The 23,027-nt window shown below is 72.8% G+C and carries 19 protein-coding genes, 1 pseudogene and 1 riboswitch; of the genes and pseudogenes, 7 read left to right on the top strand and 13 right to left on the bottom strand.

Features of this window, described 5'->3' with window-relative positions:
* Nucleotides 1–50: 50 nt before the first annotated feature.
* A complete protein-coding gene (gene pcrA, locus LRS74_RS19210) occupies nucleotides 51–2,573 on the bottom strand; it encodes a DNA helicase PcrA (protein WP_277742148.1) in 2,523 nt (840 codons plus the stop codon).
* 172 nt (nucleotides 2,574–2,745) lie between these two features.
* A riboswitch (cyclic di-AMP (ydaO/yuaA leader) is annotated at nucleotides 2,746–2,930 on the top strand.
* A 6-nt stretch (nucleotides 2,931–2,936) separates the two neighbouring features.
* On the opposite strand from pcrA, the gene LRS74_RS19205 reads away from it, so the two are divergent.
* Nucleotides 2,937–4,136: a C40 family peptidase gene (locus LRS74_RS19205; protein WP_277742147.1), complete on the top strand. Its 1,200-nt coding sequence runs from the start codon at nucleotides 2,937–2,939 to the stop codon at nucleotides 4,134–4,136.
* Between the two features lie 91 nt (nucleotides 4,137–4,227).
* Here LRS74_RS19205 and LRS74_RS19200 read toward each other — a convergent pair whose 3' ends face one another.
* On the bottom strand, nucleotides 4,228–4,581 hold the full coding sequence (locus tag LRS74_RS19200) for a hypothetical protein (protein WP_277742146.1): 354 nt from the start codon (nucleotides 4,579–4,581) through the stop codon (nucleotides 4,228–4,230).
* Between the two features lie 318 nt (nucleotides 4,582–4,899).
* Between LRS74_RS19200 and LRS74_RS19195 the strand changes: the two genes are divergently transcribed.
* Nucleotides 4,900–5,970 carry a C40 family peptidase gene (locus LRS74_RS19195; RefSeq protein WP_277742145.1) on the top strand — a complete coding sequence of 357 codons (1,071 nt, stop codon included), beginning with the start codon at nucleotides 4,900–4,902 and terminating at the stop codon, nucleotides 5,968–5,970.
* Nucleotides 5,971–6,029: 59 nt separating this feature from the next.
* Here LRS74_RS19195 and LRS74_RS19190 read toward each other — a convergent pair whose 3' ends face one another.
* The gene (locus LRS74_RS19190) at nucleotides 6,030–7,259 is read right to left on the bottom strand and encodes an MFS transporter (RefSeq protein ID WP_277742144.1); all 1,230 of its coding nucleotides are present in this window, start codon (nucleotides 7,257–7,259) and stop codon (nucleotides 6,030–6,032) included.
* Between the two features lie 845 nt (nucleotides 7,260–8,104).
* A pseudogene (locus tag LRS74_RS19185) lies at nucleotides 8,105–8,182 on the bottom strand (nitroreductase family protein); the annotation flags it as partial.
* A 62-nt stretch (nucleotides 8,183–8,244) separates the two neighbouring features.
* On the opposite strand from LRS74_RS19185, the gene LRS74_RS19180 reads away from it, so the two are divergent.
* Complete coding sequence (locus tag LRS74_RS19180) at nucleotides 8,245–8,805, top strand: MarR family transcriptional regulator (protein ID WP_277742143.1); 561 nt, start codon at nucleotides 8,245–8,247, stop codon at nucleotides 8,803–8,805.
* Nucleotides 8,806–8,917: 112 nt separating this feature from the next.
* Here LRS74_RS19180 and LRS74_RS19175 read toward each other — a convergent pair whose 3' ends face one another.
* Nucleotides 8,918–9,979: a Uma2 family endonuclease gene (locus tag LRS74_RS19175; protein WP_277742142.1), complete on the bottom strand. Its 1,062-nt coding sequence runs from the start codon at nucleotides 9,977–9,979 to the stop codon at nucleotides 8,918–8,920.
* A 229-nt stretch (nucleotides 9,980–10,208) separates the two neighbouring features.
* On the opposite strand from LRS74_RS19175, the gene LRS74_RS19170 reads away from it, so the two are divergent.
* Complete coding sequence (locus tag LRS74_RS19170; RefSeq protein WP_277742141.1) at nucleotides 10,209–10,856, top strand: lipoprotein; 648 nt, start codon at nucleotides 10,209–10,211, stop codon at nucleotides 10,854–10,856.
* A 36-nt stretch (nucleotides 10,857–10,892) separates the two neighbouring features.
* Here the strand turns inward: LRS74_RS19170 and LRS74_RS19165 are convergent, their stop codons facing one another.
* The 3 genes from LRS74_RS19165 to LRS74_RS19155 are packed head-to-tail and all read right to left on the bottom strand — an operon-like array spanning nucleotide 10,893 to nucleotide 14,702.
* Nucleotides 10,893–11,582, bottom strand: a complete 690-nt coding sequence (locus tag LRS74_RS19165) for a response regulator transcription factor (protein WP_277742140.1) — start codon at nucleotides 11,580–11,582, stop codon at nucleotides 10,893–10,895.
* Nucleotides 11,579–12,859 carry an ATP-binding protein gene (locus LRS74_RS19160; RefSeq protein WP_277742139.1) on the bottom strand — a complete coding sequence of 427 codons (1,281 nt, stop codon included), beginning with the start codon at nucleotides 12,857–12,859 and terminating at the stop codon, nucleotides 11,579–11,581. Before LRS74_RS19160 ends, LRS74_RS19165 begins: the two co-directional genes overlap by 4 nt.
* A gap of 43 nt (nucleotides 12,860–12,902) precedes the next feature.
* Entirely contained in the window at nucleotides 12,903–14,702 is a 1,800-nt protein-coding gene (locus LRS74_RS19155; RefSeq protein ID WP_277742138.1) for a serine/threonine protein kinase, read from the bottom strand.
* Between the two features lie 168 nt (nucleotides 14,703–14,870).
* Between LRS74_RS19155 and LRS74_RS19150 the strand changes: the two genes are divergently transcribed.
* Both LRS74_RS19150 and LRS74_RS19145 read left to right on the top strand, forming a co-directional pair.
* On the top strand, nucleotides 14,871–16,244 hold the full coding sequence (locus tag LRS74_RS19150; RefSeq protein ID WP_277742137.1) for a PspC domain-containing protein: 1,374 nt from the start codon (nucleotides 14,871–14,873) through the stop codon (nucleotides 16,242–16,244).
* Complete coding sequence (locus LRS74_RS19145; RefSeq protein WP_277742136.1) at nucleotides 16,241–16,453, top strand: hypothetical protein; 213 nt, start codon at nucleotides 16,241–16,243, stop codon at nucleotides 16,451–16,453. Before LRS74_RS19150 ends, LRS74_RS19145 begins: the two co-directional genes overlap by 4 nt.
* A 71-nt stretch (nucleotides 16,454–16,524) precedes the next feature.
* Here the strand turns inward: LRS74_RS19145 and LRS74_RS19140 are convergent, their stop codons facing one another.
* The 5 genes from LRS74_RS19140 to guaA all read right to left on the bottom strand — a co-directional run bounded on the left by LRS74_RS19140 (nucleotide 16,525) and on the right by guaA (nucleotide 21,698).
* Nucleotides 16,525–17,052, bottom strand: coding sequence for a DoxX family protein (locus LRS74_RS19140; RefSeq protein WP_277742135.1), 528 nt, complete (start codon nucleotides 17,050–17,052; stop codon nucleotides 16,525–16,527).
* Between the two features lie 61 nt (nucleotides 17,053–17,113).
* Nucleotides 17,114–18,373, bottom strand: a complete 1,260-nt coding sequence (locus tag LRS74_RS19135) for a hypothetical protein (RefSeq protein WP_277744828.1) — start codon at nucleotides 18,371–18,373, stop codon at nucleotides 17,114–17,116.
* Between the two features lie 163 nt (nucleotides 18,374–18,536).
* Entirely contained in the window at nucleotides 18,537–19,328 is a 792-nt protein-coding gene (locus tag LRS74_RS19130; RefSeq protein ID WP_277742134.1) for a class II aldolase/adducin family protein, read from the bottom strand.
* A gap of 81 nt (nucleotides 19,329–19,409) precedes the next feature.
* The gene (locus tag LRS74_RS19125) at nucleotides 19,410–19,994 is read right to left on the bottom strand and encodes a Uma2 family endonuclease (RefSeq protein WP_277742133.1); all 585 of its coding nucleotides are present in this window, start codon (nucleotides 19,992–19,994) and stop codon (nucleotides 19,410–19,412) included.
* Nucleotides 19,995–20,111: 117 nt separating this feature from the next.
* Entirely contained in the window at nucleotides 20,112–21,698 is a 1,587-nt protein-coding gene (gene guaA / locus LRS74_RS19120; RefSeq protein ID WP_277742132.1) for a glutamine-hydrolyzing GMP synthase, read from the bottom strand.
* Nucleotides 21,699–21,964: 266 nt separating this feature from the next.
* On the opposite strand from guaA, the gene LRS74_RS19115 reads away from it, so the two are divergent.
* Nucleotides 21,965–22,285, top strand: a complete 321-nt coding sequence (locus tag LRS74_RS19115; protein WP_277742131.1) for a chorismate mutase — start codon at nucleotides 21,965–21,967, stop codon at nucleotides 22,283–22,285.
* The last annotated feature ends 742 nt before the right edge of the window (nucleotides 22,286–23,027 follow it).

Below are 23,027 nucleotides of genomic sequence, written 5' to 3'. Positions count from 1 at the left end.
CGCAGCCCAGCCCCCACAGCCCCTCAGAGGTCAAACACCCCCGCGGAGCGTCAGAGCTTCTCCACAGGCGCGTACCGCAGAAGCAACCGCTTCGGCTTCTCGTCCCCGAAGTCGATCGTCGCCTCCGCGCTGTCCCCGCTGCCCTTCAGCCCGACCACCCGGCCGAGCCCGAAGGTGTCGTGGGTGACCCGGTCGCCGACGGCCAGCGCGACCACGGGCCGCTCCGTGGCACGGCGGGTGGCGAAGCCGCTGGCAGCCGTCTTGCCGCGGGCGGCGGAGGAGGCCGAGAGGGCGGAGGTGATCCCGGAGACCGCGCCCATGGCGCCCATCGACGCCCCGGAGCCCCGCGAGCCCAGCGCGCTCATGCTGGCCGACGGTGTCGACGGCCCGGTCCGCTTCCAGGTCAGATACTGGTCGGGGATCTCCTCCAGGAAGCGCGAGGGCGGGTTGTACGAGGGCTGGCCCCAAGCGCTGCGCATGGTGGACCGGGTCAGGTACAGCCGCTCGCGGGCGCGGGTGATGCCCACGTACGCCAGCCGGCGCTCCTCCTCCAGCTCCTTGGTCTGGCCCAGCGCCCGCATGTGCGGGAAGACGCCGTCCTCCAGGCCGGTCAGGAAGACCACCGGGAACTCCAGGCCCTTGGCGGTGTGCAGGGTCATCAGGGTGATGACGCCGGTGCCCTCGGTGTCCTCGTCGGGGATCTGGTCGGAGTCGGCGACCAGGGCCACCCGCTCCAGGAACTCGGCGAGGGTGCCCGGCTCGGCCTCGGTGCGCTCCTGCTCGAACTCCAGGGCGACCGAGGCCAGCTCCTGGAGGTTCTCGATGCGGGTCTCGTCCTGCGGGTCGGTGGAGTTCTGCAGCTCGGCGAGGTAGCCGGTGCGCTCCAGGACGGCCTCCAGCACGGTGGCGGGGCCGGCGCCCGACTCCACGACCGTGCGCAGCTCCTCCAGCAGCGTGTTGAAGCGCTTCACGGCGTTGCTGGAGCGGGCCGCCATGCCGTACGCCTCGTCGACGCGGCGCAGCGCCTGCGCGAAGGAGATCTTCTCGCGCAGCGCGAGGGCCTCGATCATCGCCTCGGCGCGCTCGCCGATGCCGCGCTTGGGCACGTTGAGGATGCGCCGCAGCGGGACGGTGTCCTCAGGGTTGGCCAGCACCCGCAGGTAGGCCAGGACGTCCCGGACCTCCTTGCGCTCGTAGAAGCGCACGCCGCCGACGACCTTGTAGGGCAGGCCCACCCGGATGAAGATCTCTTCGAAGACGCGGGACTGGGCGTTGGTGCGGTAGAAGACGGCGACGTCGCCGGCCTTGGCGTGGCCGTCGTCGGTCAGCCGGTCGATCTCGTCGGCGACGAACTGGGCTTCGTCGTGCTCGGTGTCCGCGACATAGCCGGTGATCGTCGCCCCGGCGCCGGCCTCGGTCCACAGGTTCTTGGGGCGGCGGTTCTCGTTCCGCTCGATGACCGCGTTGGCGGCGTTCAGGATGGTCTGGGTGGAGCGGTAGTTCTGCTCCAGCAGGATCGTCCTGGCCTGCGGGTAGTCCTCCTCGAACTGGAGGATGTTGCGGATGGTGGCGCCGCGGAAGGCGTAGATCGACTGGTCGGCGTCGCCCACCACGCACAGCTCGGCGGCGGGGAGCTCCTCGGTGTCGGTGCCCACCAGCTCGCGCACCAGTGTGTACTGCGCGTGGTTGGTGTCCTGGTACTCGTCGACCAGCACATGGCGGAAGCGACGGCGGTAGTGCTCGGCGACGTCCGGGAACGCCTGGAGCAGGTTGACCGTCGTCATGATGATGTCGTCGAAGTCCAGCGCGTTCGCCTCGCGCAGCCGCGACTGGTACATCGCGTACGCCTGGGCGAGCGTCTTCTCGAAGCCGTCCGCGGCCTGGCCGGCGAAGGTCTCCTCGTCGATGAGCTCGTTCTTGAGGTTGGAGACCTTCGCGCTGAAGGACTTGGGCGGGAAGCGCTTGGGGTCCAGGTCGAGGTCCCGGCAGACCAGCGCCATCAGCCGCTTGGAGTCGGCCGCGTCGTAGATCGAGAAGGACGAGGTGAAGCCGAGCTTCTTCGACTCGCGGCGCAGGATGCGCACGCAGGCGCTGTGGAAGGTCATCACCCACATGGCGCTCGCCCGCGGGCCGACCAGGTCCTCGACGCGCTCCTTCATCTCGCCGGCGGCCTTGTTGGTGAAGGTGATCGCCAGGATCTGGCCGGGGTGCACCCGGCGCGTGCCGAGCAGATGGGCGATGCGATGGGTCAGCACCCGGGTCTTGCCGGAGCCGGCGCCGGCGACGATCAGCAGCGGTCCGCCGGAGTGCTCGACGGCGGCCCTCTGCTGCTCGTTGAGCCCTTCCAGGAGCGCCGCCGGGTCGACGGCGGGGCGGGGGGCGCCGTCCCGGTAGTGGGTGTCCCTGGGCTCCCTCGGTGCGGGCACGTTAAAAGTGTCGCCGAACAGGTCGTGCGGCACCTCCTCCGCGGCCGCGTACCCGACGTCCTCGGGGTCCTCGGGCGGCGGCGGGGGCTCCTCGCCCGAAGGTTCGAGGCCCGCCAGGAAGCTGTCGTCAAAGAGGCTGCTGCTCATCGCCACACGAGTCTAGGCGTCCGCACCGACAACGGGCCGACGAAGTCACGGAATGGTGTCGGGGCAAATCGAACACCAGGCTTCCCAGGAGCCCCGCGCGTTGGCTAGCGTGCTCGCCCAAGCGGCCCGCACCGCCCGTCGGCGACCGCGCCGGCACGGGCCGCCTCCGTCGAGTCCGGCCCTGCCCCACCAGGCACCCGGAGCCGGGGACCCACACGCAGGACCGGGGTGAATCAGACCGTATCGGACCACCGGCCATCGGTGCTCTCGCTCGACACCGGCCCGTACGGACCGTAGGGCAGCCTTCCGACGCCCGAACCCGACAGCTAACCCGGTAGGCGGTCCACGGAAGGAGGCGCCTCCTTGGCGTCGCACCGCAAACCGCGCCCCCGGATATCCGCCCGGATCCAGTCCGCGCCCGCCGGCCGCCGGACGGCCGTCGGCGTCACCACCGCCGCCCTCGCCTCGGTCACCCTGCTGTCCCAGGCCGCCCCGAGCGCGCAGGCCGCGCCCCGCGCGCCCGAGCCGACCATGGAGGAGGTCAAGGAGCGGGTCGACACGCTCTACCGGGAGGCGGGCACCGCCACCCAGGAGTACAACGCGGCCGAGGAGCGCGCGGACAAGCAGCGCGCCACCGTGGACCGCATGATCGAGGACGCCGCGCGGCGCACCGAGAAGCTCAACGAGGCACGGCGCGTCCTGGGCGCGTACGCCGCGGCCCAGTACCGGCACGGCGGGGTGGCGAACACCGCGACCCTGCTGCTCGCCTCCGACCCGCAGGACTTCTTCGACCGGAGCCACCTCATGGACCGGCTCACCGGCCGCCAGAAGGAGGCGGTCGACGACTTCCGCGTCCAGACGGCGGAGGCGGCCACCCAGCGCGCCGAGGCCGCCCGGAGCCTGACCCGGCTGTCCGAGTCGCAGAAGCGGCTGCGGGCCAAGAAGGAGACCGTCCAGGGCAAGCTGGCGGAGGCCCGCACGCTGCTGTCGCGGCTGACCGCCGAGGAGAAGGCGCGACTGGCGGCGATCGAGAGGCGCAAGGAGGCGGAGGCCCGCCGCAAGGCCGCCGAACTGGCGGAGAAGGAGCGGCAGCGCGAGGAGGCCGAGCGGCGCAGGCAGCAGCCCACGCCCGACCAGGACGCCGGCGGCGACAGCGGGACCGGGACCGACACCGGGTCCGGCTCGGGCTCCGGGAGCGACTCCGGCTCACACGCCACCAAGGCGGAGCGGGCGATCGCCTTCGCCCGGGCCCAGCTCGGCAAGCCGTACGTCTGGGGAGCGACCGGCCCCGGCTCGTACGACTGCTCGGGGCTCACCCAGGCCGCCTGGAAGTCCGCCGAGGTCACCCTGCCGCGCACCACCTGGGACCAGGTGAAGGTCGGCCAGCGGGTGGCGACGTCCGAGCTCATCCCGGGTGACCTGGTCTTCTTCTACGACGACATCAGCCATGTGGGGCTCTACATCGGCGACGGAATGATGATCCACGCGCCGAAGCCGGGCGACGTCGTGAAGATCGCTCCGATCACGGAGATGCCGATCTACGGCAACGTGCGCCCGGCCTAGCCGGCGGCGCCCGGCGTCATCCCGGGGCGCCGCGGCGGGCGGGTGCGGGAACCGGCGGGCACCGGAACCGGCGCCCCCGGTCCCGGCCCGCTCAGGTCCACAGCACCGCGATGAAGACGTTCGCCGTGGTCAGCAGCCCCACCAGGCCGAAGACGGGCGTGGCGACGCGCTCCTCGTCCCGCTTCACGTAGACCAGCGCGAGGATCACGATCAGCAGCGCCATCTTGATCCCGATCTTGAGGTTGTTGACCGGCTGGTCGTCGGCCTGGTTGAGCCCGACCAGGGCCACGCCGGTGATCAGCATGGTGAGCGCGCCGTGCAGCATGCCCGGGGTCATCCGCGCCTCGCCCCCGCGCATCGCCTTCATCTGCGAGAGGAAGCCCCCGAGCAGGGCGGCGATGCCGACGATGTGGAGGCCGACGAAGACGTTGATCAGTACGTTCATGGCCTCGGAGCGTAGCCGCGGCGGGGCGCCGGCAGGCCGCGTGGGTGCCGTGCCGCTCGCGGCGGTGCCCGTATACCATCGCGCGCCCCGCGACCGTGGCGTCTTCGGAACCTCGGTCAGACCCGCGCGTTCACCTGCGGCGACCCGCCGCCCAAGCTCTCAGCTCCGGTCGCCGAGCCGCCGAATCCATTCACTCTCCCGCATCGCCCCGCCTTGGCCCCGCGCGCGGGCTTAGCGTCCTCCTCCAGACGCCGGCCCGCTCCTCGTCACGCTGCGTAGGGGCGCCGCCGTCACCCCGGAAGGAATGGTGATCACGTCGTGGCCTCGCATCGGAAGCCCAGACGGCGGCTGCTCCCCGGCGGTTCGGCCCACGCCGCCGCGGCCCTGGCCCTCGCCGGGGTCGCCGGCGCCGTGACCGGAGCCGACACCGACGCGCAGGCCCAGCCGCGGCTCTCCCCCGCGCAGGTGAAGGCGAAGGTCGACGAGTACCACCGGCAGGCCGAGGAGGCCACCGAGCGGTACAACGGCGCGAAGGAGAAGGCCGACACGGCCCGCGCCCGGTACGACGAGCTGCGCGACGAGGCCGCCCGCAAGGCGGAGCGGCTCAACGCCTCCCGTGACGCGTTGGGCTCCGCCGCCACCGCGCAGTACCGCTCCGGCTCGGTCGCCCCCGAGCTGCAACTGGCCCTCTCCTCCGACCCCGACCAGTACCTGGAGCGCGCCTCGCTCGCCGACCGCGCGGACAGCCGGCAGGCCGCGGCCGCCGCCGGCGTGGCGCGCCAGCTGCGCGGCCTCCGACAGACCCGCGCGGAGGCCGGCGGCCGACTGGCCGAGCTCCGGCGCTCCCGTGACGCGCTGGCCCGCCACAAGCGGACGATCGAGGGCAAGCTGGCCGCCGCGGAACGGCTGTTACGGCAGCTGACGGCGGCACAGCGGGCGCGGATCGCGGCGGCCGACGCACCGGCCCGGCCCGCGGCCGCGCCCCGGCCGACGAAGCAGGCCGCCTCCGCGCGGCCCGCGGCGGCGGCCCCGGCCCCCTCCGGCCGGGCCGCGCAGGCCGTCTCCTACGCGTACGGCGCCCTGGGCAAGCCGTACGTCTGGGGCGCCACCGGCCCCTCGGGCTACGACTGTTCGGGGCTCACCCAGGCCGCCTGGCGCTCCGCCGGGGTGGCCCTGCCGCGCACCACCTACACCCAGATCAGCGCCGGCCGGCGGGTCTCCCGCGACCAACTCGCCCCCGGCGACCTGGTCTTCTTCTACTCCGGCGTCAGCCATGTCGGCCTCTACGTCGGCGACGGCCAGATGATCCACGCCCCGCGCCCCGGCTCCGCGGTCCGGCTGGCGCCGGTGGACCAGATGCCGTTCACGGGGGCGACGCGGCCCGTGTGAGCGGCCGGTACCTCCGAATAGAGATGTCACCGTCCACGTGACTGTCATCGACGCAGGTGTCAGCCAAGGACCAGCAGGGTGGCGAGCGCCGGGCCGAGGGCTCCGCCCATGAGGTAGGCGAGCTGGAACAGGCCGATTCCGGTGGGGCGTTGGGAATCGGGGACGGCGGAGGCCGCGGTCATGGACTGGGTGGCGTTGACGCCGGTGGCACTGAAGACGGCGAGGCCGATTGCCACGAACAGGATGATCGCGCTGTGGGCGAAGATCGCCGCCGTTGCGGCGAGTACCCCCACCGCGATCAGGATCGCCCGCACCCTGGTGTGACCCAGGCGCGCGGCGACGGCCGCGAAGCCGAGGGTGAGCGCGGATCCGATGATCATGGCGACCATCTGGCCCGTGGCCACCGAGCCGGTCGACCAGTCGGCCCGGTCGGCGATCAGCTGCGGGATCGCGAACAGCAGCGTGAAGTACGACGCGGACAGGGCGAGGGCGATCAGGACCGAACTGCGGAAGAGCCGGGAGCGCAGGGCGACTGCCGGGACGTAGCCGTCCGGGCGGCGACGTATGTGCAGGGACAGCAGTGAGCCGGTGACGGCTGCTGCGGCGAGGGCGGGCAGCGGGTTCGACGGCAGCAGAACGAGGCTGCTGGACAGGACCGCCAACAGCACCGCGCCCCGGGTGTCGAAGCGGCCCTCGGTGGTCGGAACCCGGGTGGTGTGTCGGCTGACCGCGGGGACGGCCAGGAGGGTGACCAGCACGACGGACAGGGCGGCCCGCCAGGAGAGGGCGTCGGTGAGGCGCTCGCCGAGCAGCGGACCCACTGCGCCGAGGATCCCGAACCCGGCGCTGATCACACCCATGCGGCGGGCGGTGCCGGCCAGATTCATGGCGATGGCCATCATGCCCGCTCCGCCCGCCGCCTGACCGGCCCGTCCGACGAGGGTGAGCGGAAGCCATGACGAGGTGGCCACCACCGCGGTCCCGACGGCGACGAAGGCGGCGCTCAGCCACAGCGCGGTGCGCGTGCCGCGCCGGCGTACCAGCGTCGCGATCAGTGGTGTCGCGACCGCCAGTGCCAGCGCGAAGACGGTGACCAGCCATGATGCGCCGGCGGTGCTGATACCGAGGGAGCGGCTCATGTCGCCGAGGATCAGGACGGTCGCATTGTTGGCGGCGGCGACCGGTGTGGCGAGCAACGCCAGCCACAGGATGGGGACGCGACGCACGGATTCGGCGAGGGCAGAGGGGGAGGGCGTGCGCGTGGCGGCCGCCCCGGTGATGGTGGGCATCTCTCTTCCTGCTGGGGTTCGTGTGCCTGGTGGGTGAGGGGCGGATCGGACGGTGGCCATGAGGCAGTCACCGTCGGCGCTGGTCAGCGCGTGGTCACTTCGTCGAGCAGCCGCGGGGCGCCGCCGCTGAAGTCGATCCACGGATTCGTGCCCAGCACCTGTGCGCCGTCCACGCCCGGCTCCTCGTAGCGCATGACGAACTGCTCGGGGCCGTGGACGTAGGCCACGATCAGACCGTGCTCGGCATCGAGGAAGGCGCCGTGGGGGCCCAGGCCGGGGTAGCTCACGCGCCAGGCCGGATCGCCGGCCTCGACCGCGCCCAGCGACAGCTTCGCGACCACGCCGTCGGGCAACAGGTAGAACCACGTCCACGGGCCACCGGAGACGGCCGTCATCACTTCGTCGACGCCGACGCCGTGGTCGGAGCTGTTCACGTGGAGCCTGCCGAAGCGCGCCTGCACGGCGTGCCGGGCGTCGGCGTCCATCGTCCGCATGTCGTACACCTTCGGGTACGGGGGAACGCCGACCTCGGAGGTGTTCAGGAATCCGCCCCGATGCGCCTCCGGGCGGCGGCCGGCCAGCTCGACCTGCTCCAGGAGCTGCCCCCGATCCAGGCTGAACAGCGACATCAGTTCCGCGGCTTCCTCTTCCGAGAGCGCCTGCCCCTTGGACGCCTCCAGAATCGGCTGAGCTTCCGCGGGAACGGGGATCTGACTGACCCGCACGCCCACCGTGCGCAGTACGCGGTTGACCGCCTCGACGCCGAGGGTGGCCGGTCGGCCGTCGGAGTACGAGAGCTTCAGGTCTTCCGCCCGCACGGCACCAGGTCGCTGACGGTGCGTCTGCTCGCCGGTGAACGCGTTGGCGGTGCGAGCCTCACGGAAGAGCAGGTCTTGGGCGGCGGGGTCGGGCTGTGGGGACATGTGTGGCTCCAGAAGGTCCTTCAAGGTCAAATCTTTTGACGTTGAAAGAACAGCATGGTTGCTTGTTCAACGTCAAGTCTTTTATGGTTGAAATACACCGCGGAGAGGGTGATGACGTGACCGATGCGGCGGACCTGATCGTCGAGCAGTGGCGCAGGGAACGGCCCGAGCTGGAGGGCAGCCTGCAGTCCGTGGAGGTGCTGGGGCGCGTGCTGCGCATGCAGCGCGTGTACGACCAGCACTTCAAAAGGCTCAACGACGAATTCGCCGTGAACATGGGCGAGTTCGACATGCTGGCCACGCTGCGCCGCTCGGGCCCGCCCTACACGCTCAGCGCCGGCGCCTTCGCGAAAGCGGCCATGGTGTCCCCGGGCGCCATCACGAACCGCATGGACCGCCTGGAGGACAAGGGTTTGGTCGAGCGGATCCGCGACCGCGCGGACCGACGATCGGTAAAGATCCGTCTCACCGAGCGCGGCAAGACACTGGTCGACGAGGCCATGGCCGCCCACCTGCGGGACTACGACGAGATCCTGTCCGTCCTGACCCCCGAGGAGTGCCAGCAGATCGCCTCGGGGCTACGCAAGATTCTCGAGGCGCAGGGCGACACGACGCTCACCTGATCAAGGCGCAGAGGACAGCCTCGGCCGGACTTCGGCATCCCTTGCGCAGCCTCAACCGACCCAGGCTTCAGATTCCGCCACCCCGGCCCCCTCCGGCCGGGCAGGCGGGGGCTCACGGCTCGCGATCGACGAGCAGGTACACCGGGATCTCCGCCCCGGCGTAGGCGTCGCGCTTCTCCCTACGATCACGCCGGTCGGTGTCCGAGTCGTGCGAGGTGACCTCGACGACCATCAGCACGCCATCCGGGTCGGACCACTCGCCGTGCCCGGTGAAGTGCCTGCGAGGCGCGAGAGCACCATCCGGAATGGCACGGCCCCTGCGGTAGCCCTCGACCTTCAGGCGGCGCTCCCGGTAGAGCCGCACGTCAGGCCGGTGCTGCATGCACTGCTCCTGCACCCACATGATGATCTCGTCGTGATCCCCGTCCGGCACGGGCTTGACCTGTGTGTCGTTGACGGCTCGCAGCCGCGCGACGTGGGCATGGATCTCGACGGCCGTCGGCCCGCCCGGACCACGAGCCGGAAGCTCGCCCCGGCAGGCGCGGCACAGGCCGCCGGGGAGGTTCTCCGGGCGACCGGGGCGGCCGCAGTTCGTGCACTCGACGAGACGCCGGGGCGGCGGGGGCTCCGCGGCGGGCGGGGCGGCGGGCTCGGGTGGCAGCTTGGCACGGAGCCGGCTGCGGGCGAGGGCGCCGGGGCTGTGGATCTCGGGCGGGAGCCCGGCCGTGAGGGCAGCGGCGAAGTGCGCCGGGGTCGCCCCACGCGCGAACCACTCAGCCGCCAGCGACTCCAGCGCGGCGCACTCGGCGGCTGAGAGGGTCATACGGGGGTTGGCGCAGCCAAGGGCGGCGAGGGCCTGGTACGCGGCGGAGCGGGGGGCGCCCTTCGGCGCCGGTGGTGCCTGTGGCGCCGGTGGAGCCATCGCGGCGGGCTTCTCGTACGCGCCTTTGCGCGCGCCGTCACCTGCCTCGCTACCCGCGAGGAACCGCGCCCACCACGCGTCCTCGCGCGCCGTCCGCGAGAAGTACGTCCGGAACACCCGCTGCGTACGCCCGCCGCCGATCGTCTCCCGCACGCGCCGCAGATGCCCGACGGCGGAGAGGGCGTTGAGGGCGGTACGGACGGCCTGCTGGCCGTAGGCGGGTAAGGACTTCGCGAGGGTCTTGGCGTCCATTGCGGCACCGTCGGGCAGCCGATCGAGGTACGCGGCGATCGATGCTTCGCGGGCGGGGAGGCCACCCGTTCCTTAGGTAGGCGGCTCGAATCTCGAAGCCCGAAGCTCGGCTATGAAGTCGGCCCAGGAGTGGGCGGGGATGGCGAGCCCGCATATCGCCGCGCGGCGTTCCTCGCGTGACGTAATCTGCTCCCGCGATTCTTCGAACTTTCGTACGTAAGGGACAGTCATGCGTGGATTCGGGCGGGCAGCGGTGTGCGCTGCGCTCGCGCTGGGCGTACTCACCGGCTGCTCGTCCGACTCGGGGTCGGACGACGAAAGAAGCGGCAAGGGCGGCAAGGCGGGCAAGAAGGACACCGTGGCGGCGGCCCCGAAGGCCGGTCAGGTCGGCGGCAAGGGCTCGGCCTGCCCGCTCCCCGTGGCGTTCGGCCTCGCCGAGTCCTGGAAGCCGAAGGCCGTGACGCCGCCCAAGGAGGACGAGCCGGCCGCCTTCCTCATCAGCCAGGGCCCGGTCAAGCTCGCCTGCGAGATCGACGCCAAGCCCGCCGGGAACATCGGCTTCCTGCGGGTGTGGACCAACGACGACGGCGGCACCGGCACCAAGCCCCTGGAGCTGCTGAAGTCCTTCATGGCCGACGACAAGTACCACCGCAAGCCCGAGTACCGCGAGCTCAAGGCGGGCTCGCTGGCCGCCGCCGAGGTCTCCTACCTCAACGCCGCGCCCGGCTACGAGGACGACCCCAAGCGCGAGCGCGCCTTCGCCGTCGTCACTCCCAAGGGCGGGGTGGTGGTGCACCTGGGCGGATTCGACACCCAGGAGCACGAGGAGATGCTGCCGGCGTACGAGCTGGCCAAGGAGACGATGGCGGCCTCCTGAACCGCGGTCAGGGCCGACCCGCACGCCCGGCGGACGTCACACCAGGCGTCGCGCCGTCGCCCACCGGGTCAGCTCGTGGCGGTTGGAGAGCTGGAGCTTGCGCAGCACGGCCGAGACATGGGACTCGACCGTCTTCACCGAGATGAAGAGCTGCTTGGCGATCTCCTTGTAGGCGTAGCCGCGGGCGATGAGCCGCAGCACCTCGCGCTCGCGCTGGGTGAGCCGGTCCAGGTCCTCGTCGACTGGCGGGGCGTCCGTCGAGGCGAAGGCGTCGAGGACGAAGCCGGCCAGGCGCGGGGAGAAGACGGCGTCGCCGTCGGAGACGCGGAAGACGGCGTCGACGAGGTCGGCGCCGGTGATGGTCTTGGTGACATAGCCGCGCGCGCCGCCCCGGATCACTCCGATCACGTCGTCGGCGGCGTCCGAGACGGAGAGTGCGAGGAAGCGCACCGGGCGCTCCGGGTCGGCCATCAGGGCGCTGGAGCGGCGCAGCACCTCCACCCCGCCGCCGCCCGGCAGATGGACGTCGAGCAGGACCACCTCGGGGCGGGTGGCGTTGATGACGGTGACGGCCTGGTCGACGTCGGCGGCCTCGCCGACGACCTCCACCCCCGTGCGGTCCGTCTGGCCGATCTCGGCCTGCACCCCGGTGCGGAACATCCGGTGGTCGTCGACGAGCACGACCCGCACCCGGCGCGTCGTCCCCTCGGCCTCGGTCGTCGTCATGTCGTCTCCGCCCTCTCCATCTCCAGCTCCACTTCCGTGCCCCCGTCCGGCGCCGAGCGCAGGCGCGCCGTGCCGCCGTTGCGCTGCATCCGACCGACGATCGACTCCCGTACGCCCATCCGGTCGTCCGGGACCGCCTCCAGGTCGAAGCCCGGCCCCCGGTCCCGCACGGAGATGAACACCGTACGGCCCTCGACCTCGGCGTAGACCTGCACCGGTCCCCCCTCGCCACCGTACTTGGCGGCGTTGACCATCGCCTCGCGCGCGGCCTGGAGCTGGGCGTTCAGCCTCTCGTCCAGCGGGCAGTCGCCGACGACCACCACCTCGATCGGCACCCCGTGGTAGTCCTCGACCTCGGCGGCCGTGGCCCGGACCGCCTCCGCGAGGGTCCGCGGCTGCTCCGCCTCGTCCTTGCCGGTGCCCTCCGGCCGGTAGAGCCAGGCGCGCAGCTCCCGCTCCTGGGCACGGGCCAGCCGGGCCACCTCGCGGGCGTCGTCCGCGTTGCGCTGGATGAGGGTGAGCGTGTGCAGTACCGAGTCGTGGACATGGGCGGCGACCTCGGCGCGCTCCTGCGCGCGGATGCGCATCAGTCGCTCCTCGGACAGGTCCCGCATCATCCGCACCAGATACGGGCCGGCCAGCAGCGCCACGCCGACGACCACCGCGAGGGATGCCTGGAGCACGGCGCCCAGATGCCGGCCGGAGCCCTGCATCACGACGATTCCGGTGACGCCCACACCGACCAGCAGCACCCCGGCCGCGCCCCGCGCGATCGGCAGCACCCGCTTGCTGCGGCTGAGCTCGACCCACTGGGCGCGGCGCGCGTTGTCCGCCTGCCGCCACACCAGCGCGACGCCCGCGCCGATGAACAGCAGCGGCCAGATATAGGCGTTGGCCCGACCGAGGTGGAAGCTCTCGACGAAGATCCCGGCGCCGACCAGCAGCGCCAGCAGCGCCAGCAGCTGCCCCTTGTCCGGCCTGCGGGCGAACCGGCGACGCCTGCCGTCAGGTCCGGCGGCGGCGCCCGAGAGCGGCGAAGGCCGCTCGGTGTCCACGCCGCCGACGCCCAGCGGCACCACGAACCAGAACAGCGCGTACACCAGCGCGCCGAAACCCTCCGCCAGGAAGAGGGCGACGAAGGCGATCCGCACCCAGGAGACCGGCAGGCCCAGATGGCCGGCCAGCCCGCGCGCCACACCGCCGAGCATCCGGCCCTCGGCGCTGCGGTAGAACCTGCGCAGCGGCGGCTCGGGGGCGGGGGGCGTGGCGGTGGTCATGGTCCCGATCGTCACACGGTCAGCGGGCCGACGGCATCAGGGGTCACCCCTGATCGGACCCGGAGGGCTTCCCGGCCCCGCGGGGCTCGACGTCCCCGGGGAGCCGCAGGCCCTCCTTGGCGCGGTCGAAGACGGAGCGGTACGAGTCGAACACGTCGGTGGGCGCGGAGAGGTAGAGCGCGTACTCCTTCTCCCCCACCCGGCCCCAGCCGAGGTCGATGGCGCTGATCCGCCTGGTGTCGCCCTGGAACTCCATCTCCCATATGGCCGCGGGCTGGTTCCGGAACTTGGTCTCCTGGAGCCGCTTGCGCTCGTACCAGGAGTACTTGGCGCGGAGGTCCTTCTCGACCTCCTTGAAGTGCTCGACCGGGTCGGTGCTCGCGAAGTCCAGCACGTTGATCCGCAGGCTCGCCTCGCCGGTGGGATCGACGAAGTTCACCGCCCGGCCGCTCATCGAGTCCAGGGTCCAGCCCTTCGGGACGGGCACCGAGAGGCCGAGCTCGCCCACGCGGTTGAGCACGTACCCCTCCGGGACCGGCGGGGCGGTGTGCTTCGTCTTCACCGGGGTGGGGGACTTGGTCTCGTTCTTCCCCTCGGCCTTCGTCCCGCCGCCGTCCCCACCCGAGGCCAGGTAGATCCCCGTCACCACGGCCGCGCCGACCACGCCGGCCGCCACCACGCTCAGGAAGGTGCGGATGCCGGCGCGGCGGCTGGTCCCGCCGCTGTACGGGATCTCCGAGGCGGGGGTGGTCACGGTGGTGCGCGAGGGTTCCGGCGTCCGGGTGGTCGCCGTCGTCCGGGCCGGTTCCGGGGCCCGCGGCGGCTCCGGGGCCGGCGCCGGTTCGTCGCGGACGGGCTCGGGCTCGGGCTCCGGCGCTCGCGCCGGCTCCCGCGCCCAGGCGGGTTCGTTGCGGGCGGGCGGGGCCTTGGGGGGCTCCGGGGTCGCCGGCTCCCGCACCGGCTTGGCCGCCGGCTGCACCGCCGTCGGCCGGGTCAGCGAGACCGCGGGGAAGAGGGTGGTGTCGGTGTCGGAGAGCGGCACCCGCAGCATCCGCTCCACCGCGTCCGCCGACGGCCGCCGGTCCGGGTCCTTGTCCAGCAGCGCCTCGACGAGCGAGGTGAGGGGGCCGGCGTTGCGCGTCGGGTCGACCGGGTCCACGGCGATCGCGTACGCCGTCTCCATCGCGGTGTCCCGGCGGAACGGCGGGCGGCCCTCCAGCGCCTGATAGAGCGTCGCGCCGAGCGCCCACAGGTCGGAGGCCGGACCCGGCTTGCGGCCCCTGACGCGTTCGGGGGCGATGTAGTCGATGGAGCCGACGACCTCGCCGGTCTTGGTGAGGGTGGAGGTGCCGGTCGCCATGGCGATGCCGAAGTCGGTGAGCACCACCCGCTTGTCCGCGCCCAGCAGGACGTTGCCCGGCTTGACGTCGCGGTGCAGCACCCCGGCGGCGTGCGCGGCGCGCAGCGCGGAGACCATGGCGAGTCCGATGCGGGCCGCCTCGGCCGCGGGTATCGTCTGGCCGCCCTTGAGGAGGTCGGCCATGGTCGAGCCCGGGACGTACTCCATGACGATGCACGGCCGGCCGCCGTCCTCGACGACGTCGTGGACCACGACCACGTTGGGATGGGTGATGCGGGCCGCGCTGCGCGCCTCGCGGCGGGTGCGCTCGTAGAGGGTGGCCAGCTCGTCGTCGGCGAGGTGCGGGGAGACGTGCAGCCGCTTGACCGCGATCTGACGGCCGAGCAACTCGTCCTCGGCGCGCCACACCGCGCCCATTCCCCCGCGGCCGACCTTCTCGATCAACCGGTAGCGTCCGGCGACCAGCCGCCCACCCTCCGACACCGCGTACCCCTTAGCCCCATCTGCCCCGCCGTTGCCCCGCGTCCACATGCCTGCCCCGCATGTGTTCGAAGGAACAAGATAGCCGCAGCCGTGTCAGGGATGATCTCAGGGAAGGTCCAGGGTCGCCCCGTGTGTCGCACCGGGCCCCCGGTTGTCACCATGGACCGCATGACCGACGCACACCCCGTGGCGGACGCGTCCGGGCCGCCCGGCGCGCACGGCCCGCGCGACGCGAGCGACCCGTCCGCCCCGCCGCCGCCCTCCGGCCCGCTGCGGCGCAGCCGCGAGCACAAGGTGGTCGGCGGGGTCTGCGGCGGTCTCGGCCGCTACTGCGACATGGACCCGGTGATCTTCCGGGTGGCGCTGTCGGTGCTCGCCGTCGCGGGCGGCCTCGGCCTGATCGCCTACGGCTTCTGCTGGCTGCTGATCCCGCTCTACGGCGAGGAGGAGAACGAGGGTCGCAGGCTGCTGTCCGGGCGGGTGGAGGGGACGGCGCTGACCGCGGTGCTGTGCGCGCTGATCGGCTGTGGGCTGTTCCTGTCGATGCTCAACAACGGCAACGTCGTCACCTTCTCTCTCATGCTGTCGCTCGCCACCGTCGGCGCGGGCTACTGGTCGCTCCACCGCCGCCAGGCCGAGAGCGGCACCGGCGCCGTCGACGCCGCCACCGCCCAGGCGGTCGCCGACGCGCCGCCCGAGACGCTGGCCCCGCCGCCGCCCGGCGGCGGCCCCTCCTGGTGGCGCGACCCGATCGTCAAGGACGGCACGACGGGGCACGTCGGCACGGGCTATCTGTGGGGTCCCGACGACGGCACGGAGACCCCCGCGGCCGCGCCGGCCACCGAGGCCCCGCGCCTCCGGTACGGGCCGCCCGACAGGGAACGGGTCCCGACGCCCGCCCGCCCACCCCGCGAGCGCGTCCCGATCGGCGGCTGGACCTTCCTGACGGCCCTGCTGGCCGCCGCGGCCGGCATCGGCGCCACCTGGGGCGAGCGGCCGCTCGGCACCACCCTGGAGATCGGGCTGGCCGCCGCGCTCGGTGTCTTCGGTCTGGGCCTGCTCGTCAGCACCCGGTACGGGCGCACCGGCGCGGGCACCTTGGTCTCCGCCGTGCTGACCTGCGTCCTGCTGGCGGGCGCCGCCGCCCTGCCGAAGTCCGTGACGACCGACTGGACGCGCAGGACCTGGGCTCCGACGAGCGCGGCCGCGGCGTCCCGCGCCCCGTACGAACTGGGCACCGGTGTGGGCACCCTGCGGCTGACCGGGCTGGGGCTGCGGGAGGGCCAGACGGCGGCGGTGACCGCCGAGGTCGGCGCGGGCCGGCTGGCGGTGGTCGTGCCGCCGGATGTGACGGTGGAGCTGGAGGTCGAGGTGGGGCTGGGCGACATCTCGCTCCCGGAGGACACCGAGGGCGATATCGACGTGGCGCCCGGCGAGGAGGCCAGGGTGACCCTGAAGCCGGCCGACGGTCGCGAACCGCGCGGCACGCTGGAGCTCGATCTGAAGGTCGGACTGGGTCAGGTGGAGGTGGACCGCGCATGAGGCCCCACCCCTTCGAGCCGGGCAAGCTCATCGCGGGCCTGCTCTTCCTGGGCCTGGCCGGGCTGTACGCCCTCGACGCCGCCGGCGAGCTCGACGTCCCCGCCTTCGCCCCGCTCCTGGCCCTCCCGGCCGGGCTCGCCCTGGCCGGACTGGCCACCTGGCTCACCTACGCGGGACGCCGCAGACGGGCCCGCCGGCGAACGGGCTGACCCGACGGCGGCCGGTCCGGCGCCCGGGGGACCCGCCCGGTCTCAGCGCGGGTGTCGCACCCCGCCCGGGGTCAGACGGGCAGCCGCCGCCCCCGCCGTCTGGCGATCTCGGCGTCCAGGGAGATCCGGGGCGCTCCCGCCAGCACCAGCGGCAGCCAGGCCATCAGATACACCAGGTCGTTGCCGTAGTAGTAGGGCTCGGTCCGCCAGCTGACGGTGAGCCACAGGCTGAGGGAGATCAGCGCGCCGCCGAGGGCGGCGACGCGGGCCAGCAGGCCGAAGAGGGTGCCGAGGCCGACCGCGAGCTCACCGAAGGCGATCGCGTAGCCGAACCCCTCCGGGCTCTTCAGCGCCAGGTCCACCAGCCAGGGCACGGCGGCGGAGTCCCGCACGCCCCGCATCTGGGCGCCGAGGGAGTCGACGCCGGTGGCCGCGAAGAAGCCGGGCGTGGTGAGCTTGTCGAGGCCCGCGTAGACGAAGGTGACGCCGAGGAAGAGGCGCAGCGGCACCAGCGCGTACCGGGCGGCGACCGCCCGCCGGCCCGTCGCCGGGCCGCCGCCCGCGCCGCGCGTCCGCCCCCTGCGGTTTCCCTTCGCCATGCCGTCCGCCGCCCTTCCCTCGTGCCGTCACCCGGTCTTACGGACGGCGGGCGGCGAACGCTCAGTCGACGACGTCGATCGGATAGCGGTTGGTCTCGGCGCCCGAGGCGGTGATGACGAGCACCTCGACCCGGCCCGGCTCCACGTCCACCGGCACCGGGACGGTGAGCACCGTGTCCGTGGGGTTGGTGAAGCCGCCCGCGACGGGGATCAGCGGCACATGGACGTGGACCGTGCCGATCCGCACCACCGTCTGAGCCAGCCGGTCCGGCTCCTGGGCGCCGGGCGGGACGAAGCCGCTGCCGCGGATCTCGATGTCGTCGCCGGTGCGGATGGGCGCGTCCAGATCGCCCGCCTCGCGGGCCCGGACCACCGAGAGCACGGTGGGCCGGCCGCCCTCGGCGTACTTCCCGGCCAGGTAGGTCACCGCGGACACCACGGCCAGCACCGCCAACGCCCAGGGCAGTTCGGGCAGCCGGCGCGGCTCCCGGGCGAGGAGGACGGCGGCGAAGACGACGGCCGCCGCGTTGACGACCACGTACTGCGCGTCCGTGAAGCTGCCCCGGCCCGCGTCATCGGTGAGCAGGTCGGCGGCGCGCGGGCGGTCGGCGCGCACCTTCTGCGTCCGCTGCCCGCGCACCCGGTTGGCGACCACCAGCCGGGCCAGCACGGCCACCAGACAGGTCAGCGCGACGACGGTGAGCAGGGCGGCGGAGCGGGCGAGGTCGAGGCCGTCGACGGCGGCGGAGCCCCGGCGGGAGTCCGCGGCGCGCTCCACCGCGAGCAGCAGGACGGCGAAGACGGCCAGCAGCACCCAGCCGACCGCCACCGCGCGGGAGGTCGACAGCCGGTTGTCCTCACCGATCAGCGGCGCCAGCGGGCCGCCGCGCGAGCGGTGCAGCCAGGCGGCGAGGGTCAACAGCGCGCCGGTCACCAGCGAGGCCACCAGGCCCGCCGTGCGCGCCACCGACCAGCCGTCGCCGGCGACCAGCGCGGTGACCAACTGCACCAGCAGCAGCACGCCGATCACGCCCCACACCCAGGCCACCGCGCGCTTCCACACCGCCGCCAGCCAGGCCGCGCCCTGCGCCCGGCCGCGCTCGGCGACGCCGCGGGCCGCCTGCCGCAGCTCGTCGGAGACCCACTGCCGGGAGGCCCCGGCGGAGTGCGCCAGCGCGGCGGGCAGGCCCTGGCCGTCGGCCAGCCGGTCGCGCAGCTCGGCGAAGGCGGACACCGCCCGCCGATGGGCGTCCCGGGCGCCGCGCGCGCAGCCGCAGTCCTCGCCGTGACCGGCGGGGTGCGCGGAGGCGTGCGGAGGGATAGGGGGGTGCGCATGCTTCGCGTACGAGGTCGCGCACGGATCCGGGTAGCCGTGCGGGTCCACTGCCGTACCCGTCGTGGCGTCTCGCGCCTGTTCCACCGCCACGGGGCCTCTCCCAACTGTCGTGCGTCGCGAGGGAATTGTGCCGTACGTACAGCCGGTCTCAGGTCAACAGGTCGGGTTCGGCGCGGGTGATTTCCTGGTACAGCGGCTGGTAGTTGATCCACGCGGCGAGATCGTTTCCGAGCTGCTCGCGGATCCGGGCGGCGCCGCGGCGGTCGATCAGGACCGGCTTGCCCGCCGCCTTCGCCGCCAACTGCACCTGGCACGCGCGCTCCATCGCGATGAACCACCAGGCGGCCGCGTCGACCGAGTCGCCGACCGTCAACAAGCCGTGATTCCGCAGGATGAGGGCCTTGTACGGGCCGAGCGCGGCCGCGATCGCCCGCCCCTCCGCCGGGTCGGCCGCCACGCCCGAATAGGCGTCGTACACGGCGTGGTCTTCAAAGAACGCGCAGACGTCCTGGGTGATCGGATCGAGCAACTCGCCCAGCGCGGAGAGCGCCCGTCCGTGGATCGTGTGGCTGTGCGCGACGGCGACGACGTCCGCGCGGGCCCGATGCACGTACGAGTGAACGCCGAACGCCGCCTGGTTGACGCGGTACCGCCCCTCGACGACCTGACCCTCCGCGTTGACGAGCACCAGATCGCTCGCCGTGACCTGCCGGAAGGGCATCCCGAACGGGTTCACCCAGCAGCAGTCGGTGAACTCCGGGTCCCGCGCGGTGATATGGCCCGACACCCCGTCCTCGTACCCGAACCGCCCGAACAGCCGCAGCGCCGCCGCCAGCCGCTGCCTCCGATGGAGCCGCTCCTCCGCCACCGACGCGTGCCGCGGCGGCATCGCGAGATGAAGCCGCTCGGCGGGTACCGGCTCGGGCCGCTGCTCGGGCATCGCACGCACCTCCACATCCGTCCGTTCCCGCAAGCTACCCGCGGTCACGGCGGGAACACAGGGGGCGGAGGCGGGTGGCCGTCAGAGGTGGTCGATCTCGGTGAGGTCGATGTCGATGTCGAAGGGGACGGAGAGCTTGAGTACGTCGTGGTACATGCCGGTGAACCTGTACGTGCGACTCTCCGGGTCGAGTGCGTGAACGTGGACGACCGGCCTCCCGTTGTGCCCGGCCCGCTCCACCCGCCAGAAGTGCGGGATGCCCGCCCTGGCGTACTTGTGCGGCTTGGTGTCGCGGTCACGGGACTCCGAGTCCGGTGAGACCACCTCCACCGCCAGGACGACATCCGCCACCTTGAAGTAGGTCTGGTCGCTGTCGAGGAACGCTTCCGCGCGCACGACGGAGATGTCGGGCTCCGGGCCGTTGCGCTTGTCGATCACCACGGTCATCTCCCGGGCGACCCGCAACTCGGGCGGTGCGGTGGCGCGCAGCCCCTTCTCCAGCAGGTACATGGTCAGCGTGTGAAAGAAACGCTGCGGACTCACGAAAACCAGGCTCCCGTCGATCAACTCGGTGTGCGGCGGGAGGTCGGGCAGGGTCAGCAGGTCGTCCACGGTGTAACCGTCCTGCGGCGGCGTCGGCCAGGGGTGCGCGAGCTCAGCGGTCATGGTTCCTCCCATGGACGGGATTCTCGGCCGTGAGAACAGCGTATCGACCGGCAAACGGCGACGCCGCCGCTCAAACGAATGAGCGACGGCGTCGGCGTTGACCGGTCTAGCGGGAGGTCACTCCCACTCGATGGTGCCCGGCGGCTTGCTGGTGATGTCCAGCACCACGCGGTTGACCTCGTCGACCTCGTTGGTGATGCGGGTGGAGATCCGCGACAGCACGTCGTACGGCAGCCGCGACCAGTCGGCGGTCATGGCGTCCTCGGAGGAGACGGGGCGCAGCACGATCGGGTGGCCGTAGGTGCGGCCGTCGCCCTGGACGCCGACCGAGCGGACGTCGGCGAGCAGGACCACCGGGCACTGCCAGATCTCGCGGTCCAGGCCGGCCGCGGTGAGCTCCTCGCGGGCGATCGCGTCGGCCTCGCGGAGCAGGTCCAGCCGCTCCTTGGTGACCTCGCCGACGATGCGGATGCCCAGGCCCGGGCCCGGGAAGGGCTGGCGCTGGACGATCTCCTCGGGCAGGCCGAGCTCCTGGCCGACCATGCGGACCTCGTCCTTGAAGAGCTGGCGCAGCGGCTCGACGAGCTCGAACTCCAGGTCCTCGGGGAGGCCGCCCACGTTGTGGTGCGACTTGATGTTGGCGGTGCCGGTGCCGCCGCCGGACTCGACGATGTCCGGGTAGAGCGTGCCCTGGACGAGGAAGGCGACCTCTTCGCCGTCGGCGGCGCCCTCGGCGATGATCTCGGCCTGCGCCTGCTCGAAGACGCGGATGAACTCGCGGCCGATGATCTTCCGCTTGGTCTCCGGGTCGGAGACGCCGGCGAGCGCGGTGAGGAACCGCTCCTGCGCGTCGACGACCTTCAGCTGGACGCCGGTGGCGGCCACGAAGTCCTTCTCGACCTGCTCGGTCTCGTCCTTGCGCATCAGGCCGTGGTCGACGTAGACGCAGGTCAGCTGGGAGCCGATGGCCTTCTGGACGAGGGCCGCGGCCACGGCGGAGTCGACGCCGCCGGAGAGGCCGCAGATGGCACGCTTGGAGCCGACCTGCGCGCGGATCGCGGCGACCTGCTCCTCGATGACGTTGCCGGTGGTCCAGCTCGGCTCGATGCCGGCGCCCCGGTAGAGGAAGTGCTCCAGGACCTGCTGGCCGTGGGTGGAGTGCATCACCTCGGGGTGGTACTGCACGCCGTAGAGCTTGAGCTCGTCGTTCTCGAAGGCGGCGACCGGCACCTGGTCGGTGGAGGCGGTGACGGTGAAGCCCTCGGGGGCGGCGGAGCAGGCGTCGCCGTGCGACATCCACACCGACTGCTCGACGGGGGTGCCCTCGAAGAGGGTGGAGCCTGACTTGGAGACCGTGAGCGGCGTGCGGCCGTACTCACGGGCACCGTTGTTGTCGACGGTGCCACCGAGGGTGGTGGCCATCAACTGGAAGCCGTAGCACATGCCGAAGATCGGCACGCCCGCCTCGAAGATCGAGCGGTCGAGGGTGGGAGCACCCTCGGCGTAGACGGAGGAGGGACCACCGGAGAGGATGATCGCCTTCGGCTTCTTTGCGAGCATCTCCGCCACCGGCATGGTGGACGGCACGATCTCGCTGTACACCCGGGCCTCACGGACGCGGCGGGCGATGAGCTGTGCGTACTGCGCGCCGAAGTCGACGACCAGGACGGTGTCGGGCGTGGCGGCTGGGGTCGCTGAGGGCACTGCGGCGGCCTTCCGGCGGGTCGTGCAAATGGGGTTTGGACTTTCGATTCTAACGGGCTCATACTGTTGGCCATGTTCACGCAGCTGACCTCCGTCTTTACCTATGGCACCGGCCCGTCCGGCTGCCATGGTCGTGCTGCTTGAACATCTGACAAGCGACTTCCCAGGCGCCCCGGGCCGACAAAGGCCCGGGGCGCGCTGTGTTTCTCGGAGTCTTTGCAGGTCACCCGGGCCGCCTGGGGCCGAGACACCCCAGGAGAGACACCATGAGCCCGCAGACCACCACCGTGCGCGACACCCGCACCGCCACCCCGGCCATCGAGGACGCCACCGCCGGGGAGGCCGCCGCCGTCTCCGTGCCCGAGGCCCGGCTGGAGATCGACGATCTCGACCGACGCATCATCGGGCTGGTCCAGGAACGGATGGCCGTCTCGGCCACCATCCAGCGGTCCCGGATCGCCTCCGGCGGGCCGCGGCTGAGCCTGAGCCGCGAGATGGAGATCCTCGCCCGCTACCGCGAGGGGCTGGGCCGGCACGGCACGGCGCTCGGAATGACCCTGCTGGAGCTGTGCCGCGGCCGCGCCTGAGGCCCGGCGGGGAGGGTCCGGGTGACCGGGGCCCGGTGGGTGATCGAGCGGCCGCCTGAGCCCGGCGGGGAACGCCCGGGGTGACCCGGGCCCCGGAGGGGTGACCGAGCGGCTGCGGCCGAGCCCGGCGGGGCATGCCCGAGGGTGGGCCGGGGGTGGTGATCGAGCGGCTGGGGCTGAGGCCCGGCAGAGCACGCTCGGCGCCGGTCCGGGCCCGGCGGGCGGCACCAGTGCGCAGGGGCCTGCCCGCGGGCCCGACTGGCCGCACCGGGACGCACGGCACGCCCTCGGGGCCCGGCAGCCACCGCGACGCCCAGGGCCACCCTCGTGGCCTGGGCAGCCACCGCGGCACCCAGGGCTCCAGGGCTGCCCTCGGGGCCCCGGGGCGCACAGGGCGCCCCCAGCGGGTGGGCGGGCCCCGGGAGGGCTCGGGGGCCGACCGGGGCGGCGAGCCCCCGCCGATCAGGGGTCGCGGGCGGCGTAACGGGACGTCCTGCTCCGTCACCCGTACGGCGCGTGACCGGCGGCGGAGACCCCTCGTTGGTACCGGTGACCGCGCCAGCCAGGAGCGGTCCGCACCACAGTCCGCGCGTGGCTCAGATCCGCCGCGGCGATGAGACGTGGCCCCCCTGCGGTGATCCGGGTGGCGCGTCGTGGGACCTCGCTGCGGCGCGGTGACCGGTCAGCAGGGGACAGCAGCCCGGTCACCACTCAAGGACGGTCGGTCCCGGGGACGCCTGGG

It is taken from the genome of Streptomyces sp. LX-29, assembly GCF_029541745.1.
GTDB lineage: Bacteria > Actinomycetota > Actinomycetes > Streptomycetales > Streptomycetaceae > Streptomyces.
This window is presented reverse-complemented; position numbering and strand designations above follow the sequence as displayed.

Coding starts and splice junctions, on each gene's coding strand:
- pcrA (WP_277742148.1), bottom strand. CDS start 2,573: ATGAGCAGCAGCCTCTTTGACGACAGCTTCCTGGCGGGCCTCGAACCT.
- LRS74_RS19200 (WP_277742146.1), bottom strand. CDS start 4,581: ATGAACGTACTGATCAACGTCTTCGTCGGCCTCCACATCGTCGGCATC.
- LRS74_RS19165 (WP_277742140.1), bottom strand. CDS start 11,582: ATGACGACGACCGAGGCCGAGGGGACGACGCGCCGGGTGCGGGTCGTG.
- LRS74_RS19170 (WP_277742141.1), top strand. CDS start 10,209: ATGCGTGGATTCGGGCGGGCAGCGGTGTGCGCTGCGCTCGCGCTGGGC.
- LRS74_RS19125 (WP_277742133.1), bottom strand. CDS start 19,994: ATGACCGCTGAGCTCGCGCACCCCTGGCCGACGCCGCCGCAGGACGGT.
- LRS74_RS19145 (WP_277742136.1), top strand. CDS start 16,241: ATGAGGCCCCACCCCTTCGAGCCGGGCAAGCTCATCGCGGGCCTGCTC.
- LRS74_RS19150 (WP_277742137.1), top strand. CDS start 14,871: ATGACCGACGCACACCCCGTGGCGGACGCGTCCGGGCCGCCCGGCGCG.
- LRS74_RS19130 (WP_277742134.1), bottom strand. CDS start 19,328: ATGCCCGAGCAGCGGCCCGAGCCGGTACCCGCCGAGCGGCTTCATCTC.
- LRS74_RS19190 (WP_277742144.1), bottom strand. CDS start 7,259: ATGCCCACCATCACCGGGGCGGCCGCCACGCGCACGCCCTCCCCCTCT.
- LRS74_RS19115 (WP_277742131.1), top strand. CDS start 21,965: ATGAGCCCGCAGACCACCACCGTGCGCGACACCCGCACCGCCACCCCG.
- LRS74_RS19175 (WP_277742142.1), bottom strand. CDS start 9,979: ATGGACGCCAAGACCCTCGCGAAGTCCTTACCCGCCTACGGCCAGCAG.
- LRS74_RS19160 (WP_277742139.1), bottom strand. CDS start 12,859: ATGACCACCGCCACGCCCCCCGCCCCCGAGCCGCCGCTGCGCAGGTTC.
- LRS74_RS19140 (WP_277742135.1), bottom strand. CDS start 17,052: ATGGCGAAGGGAAACCGCAGGGGGCGGACGCGCGGCGCGGGCGGCGGC.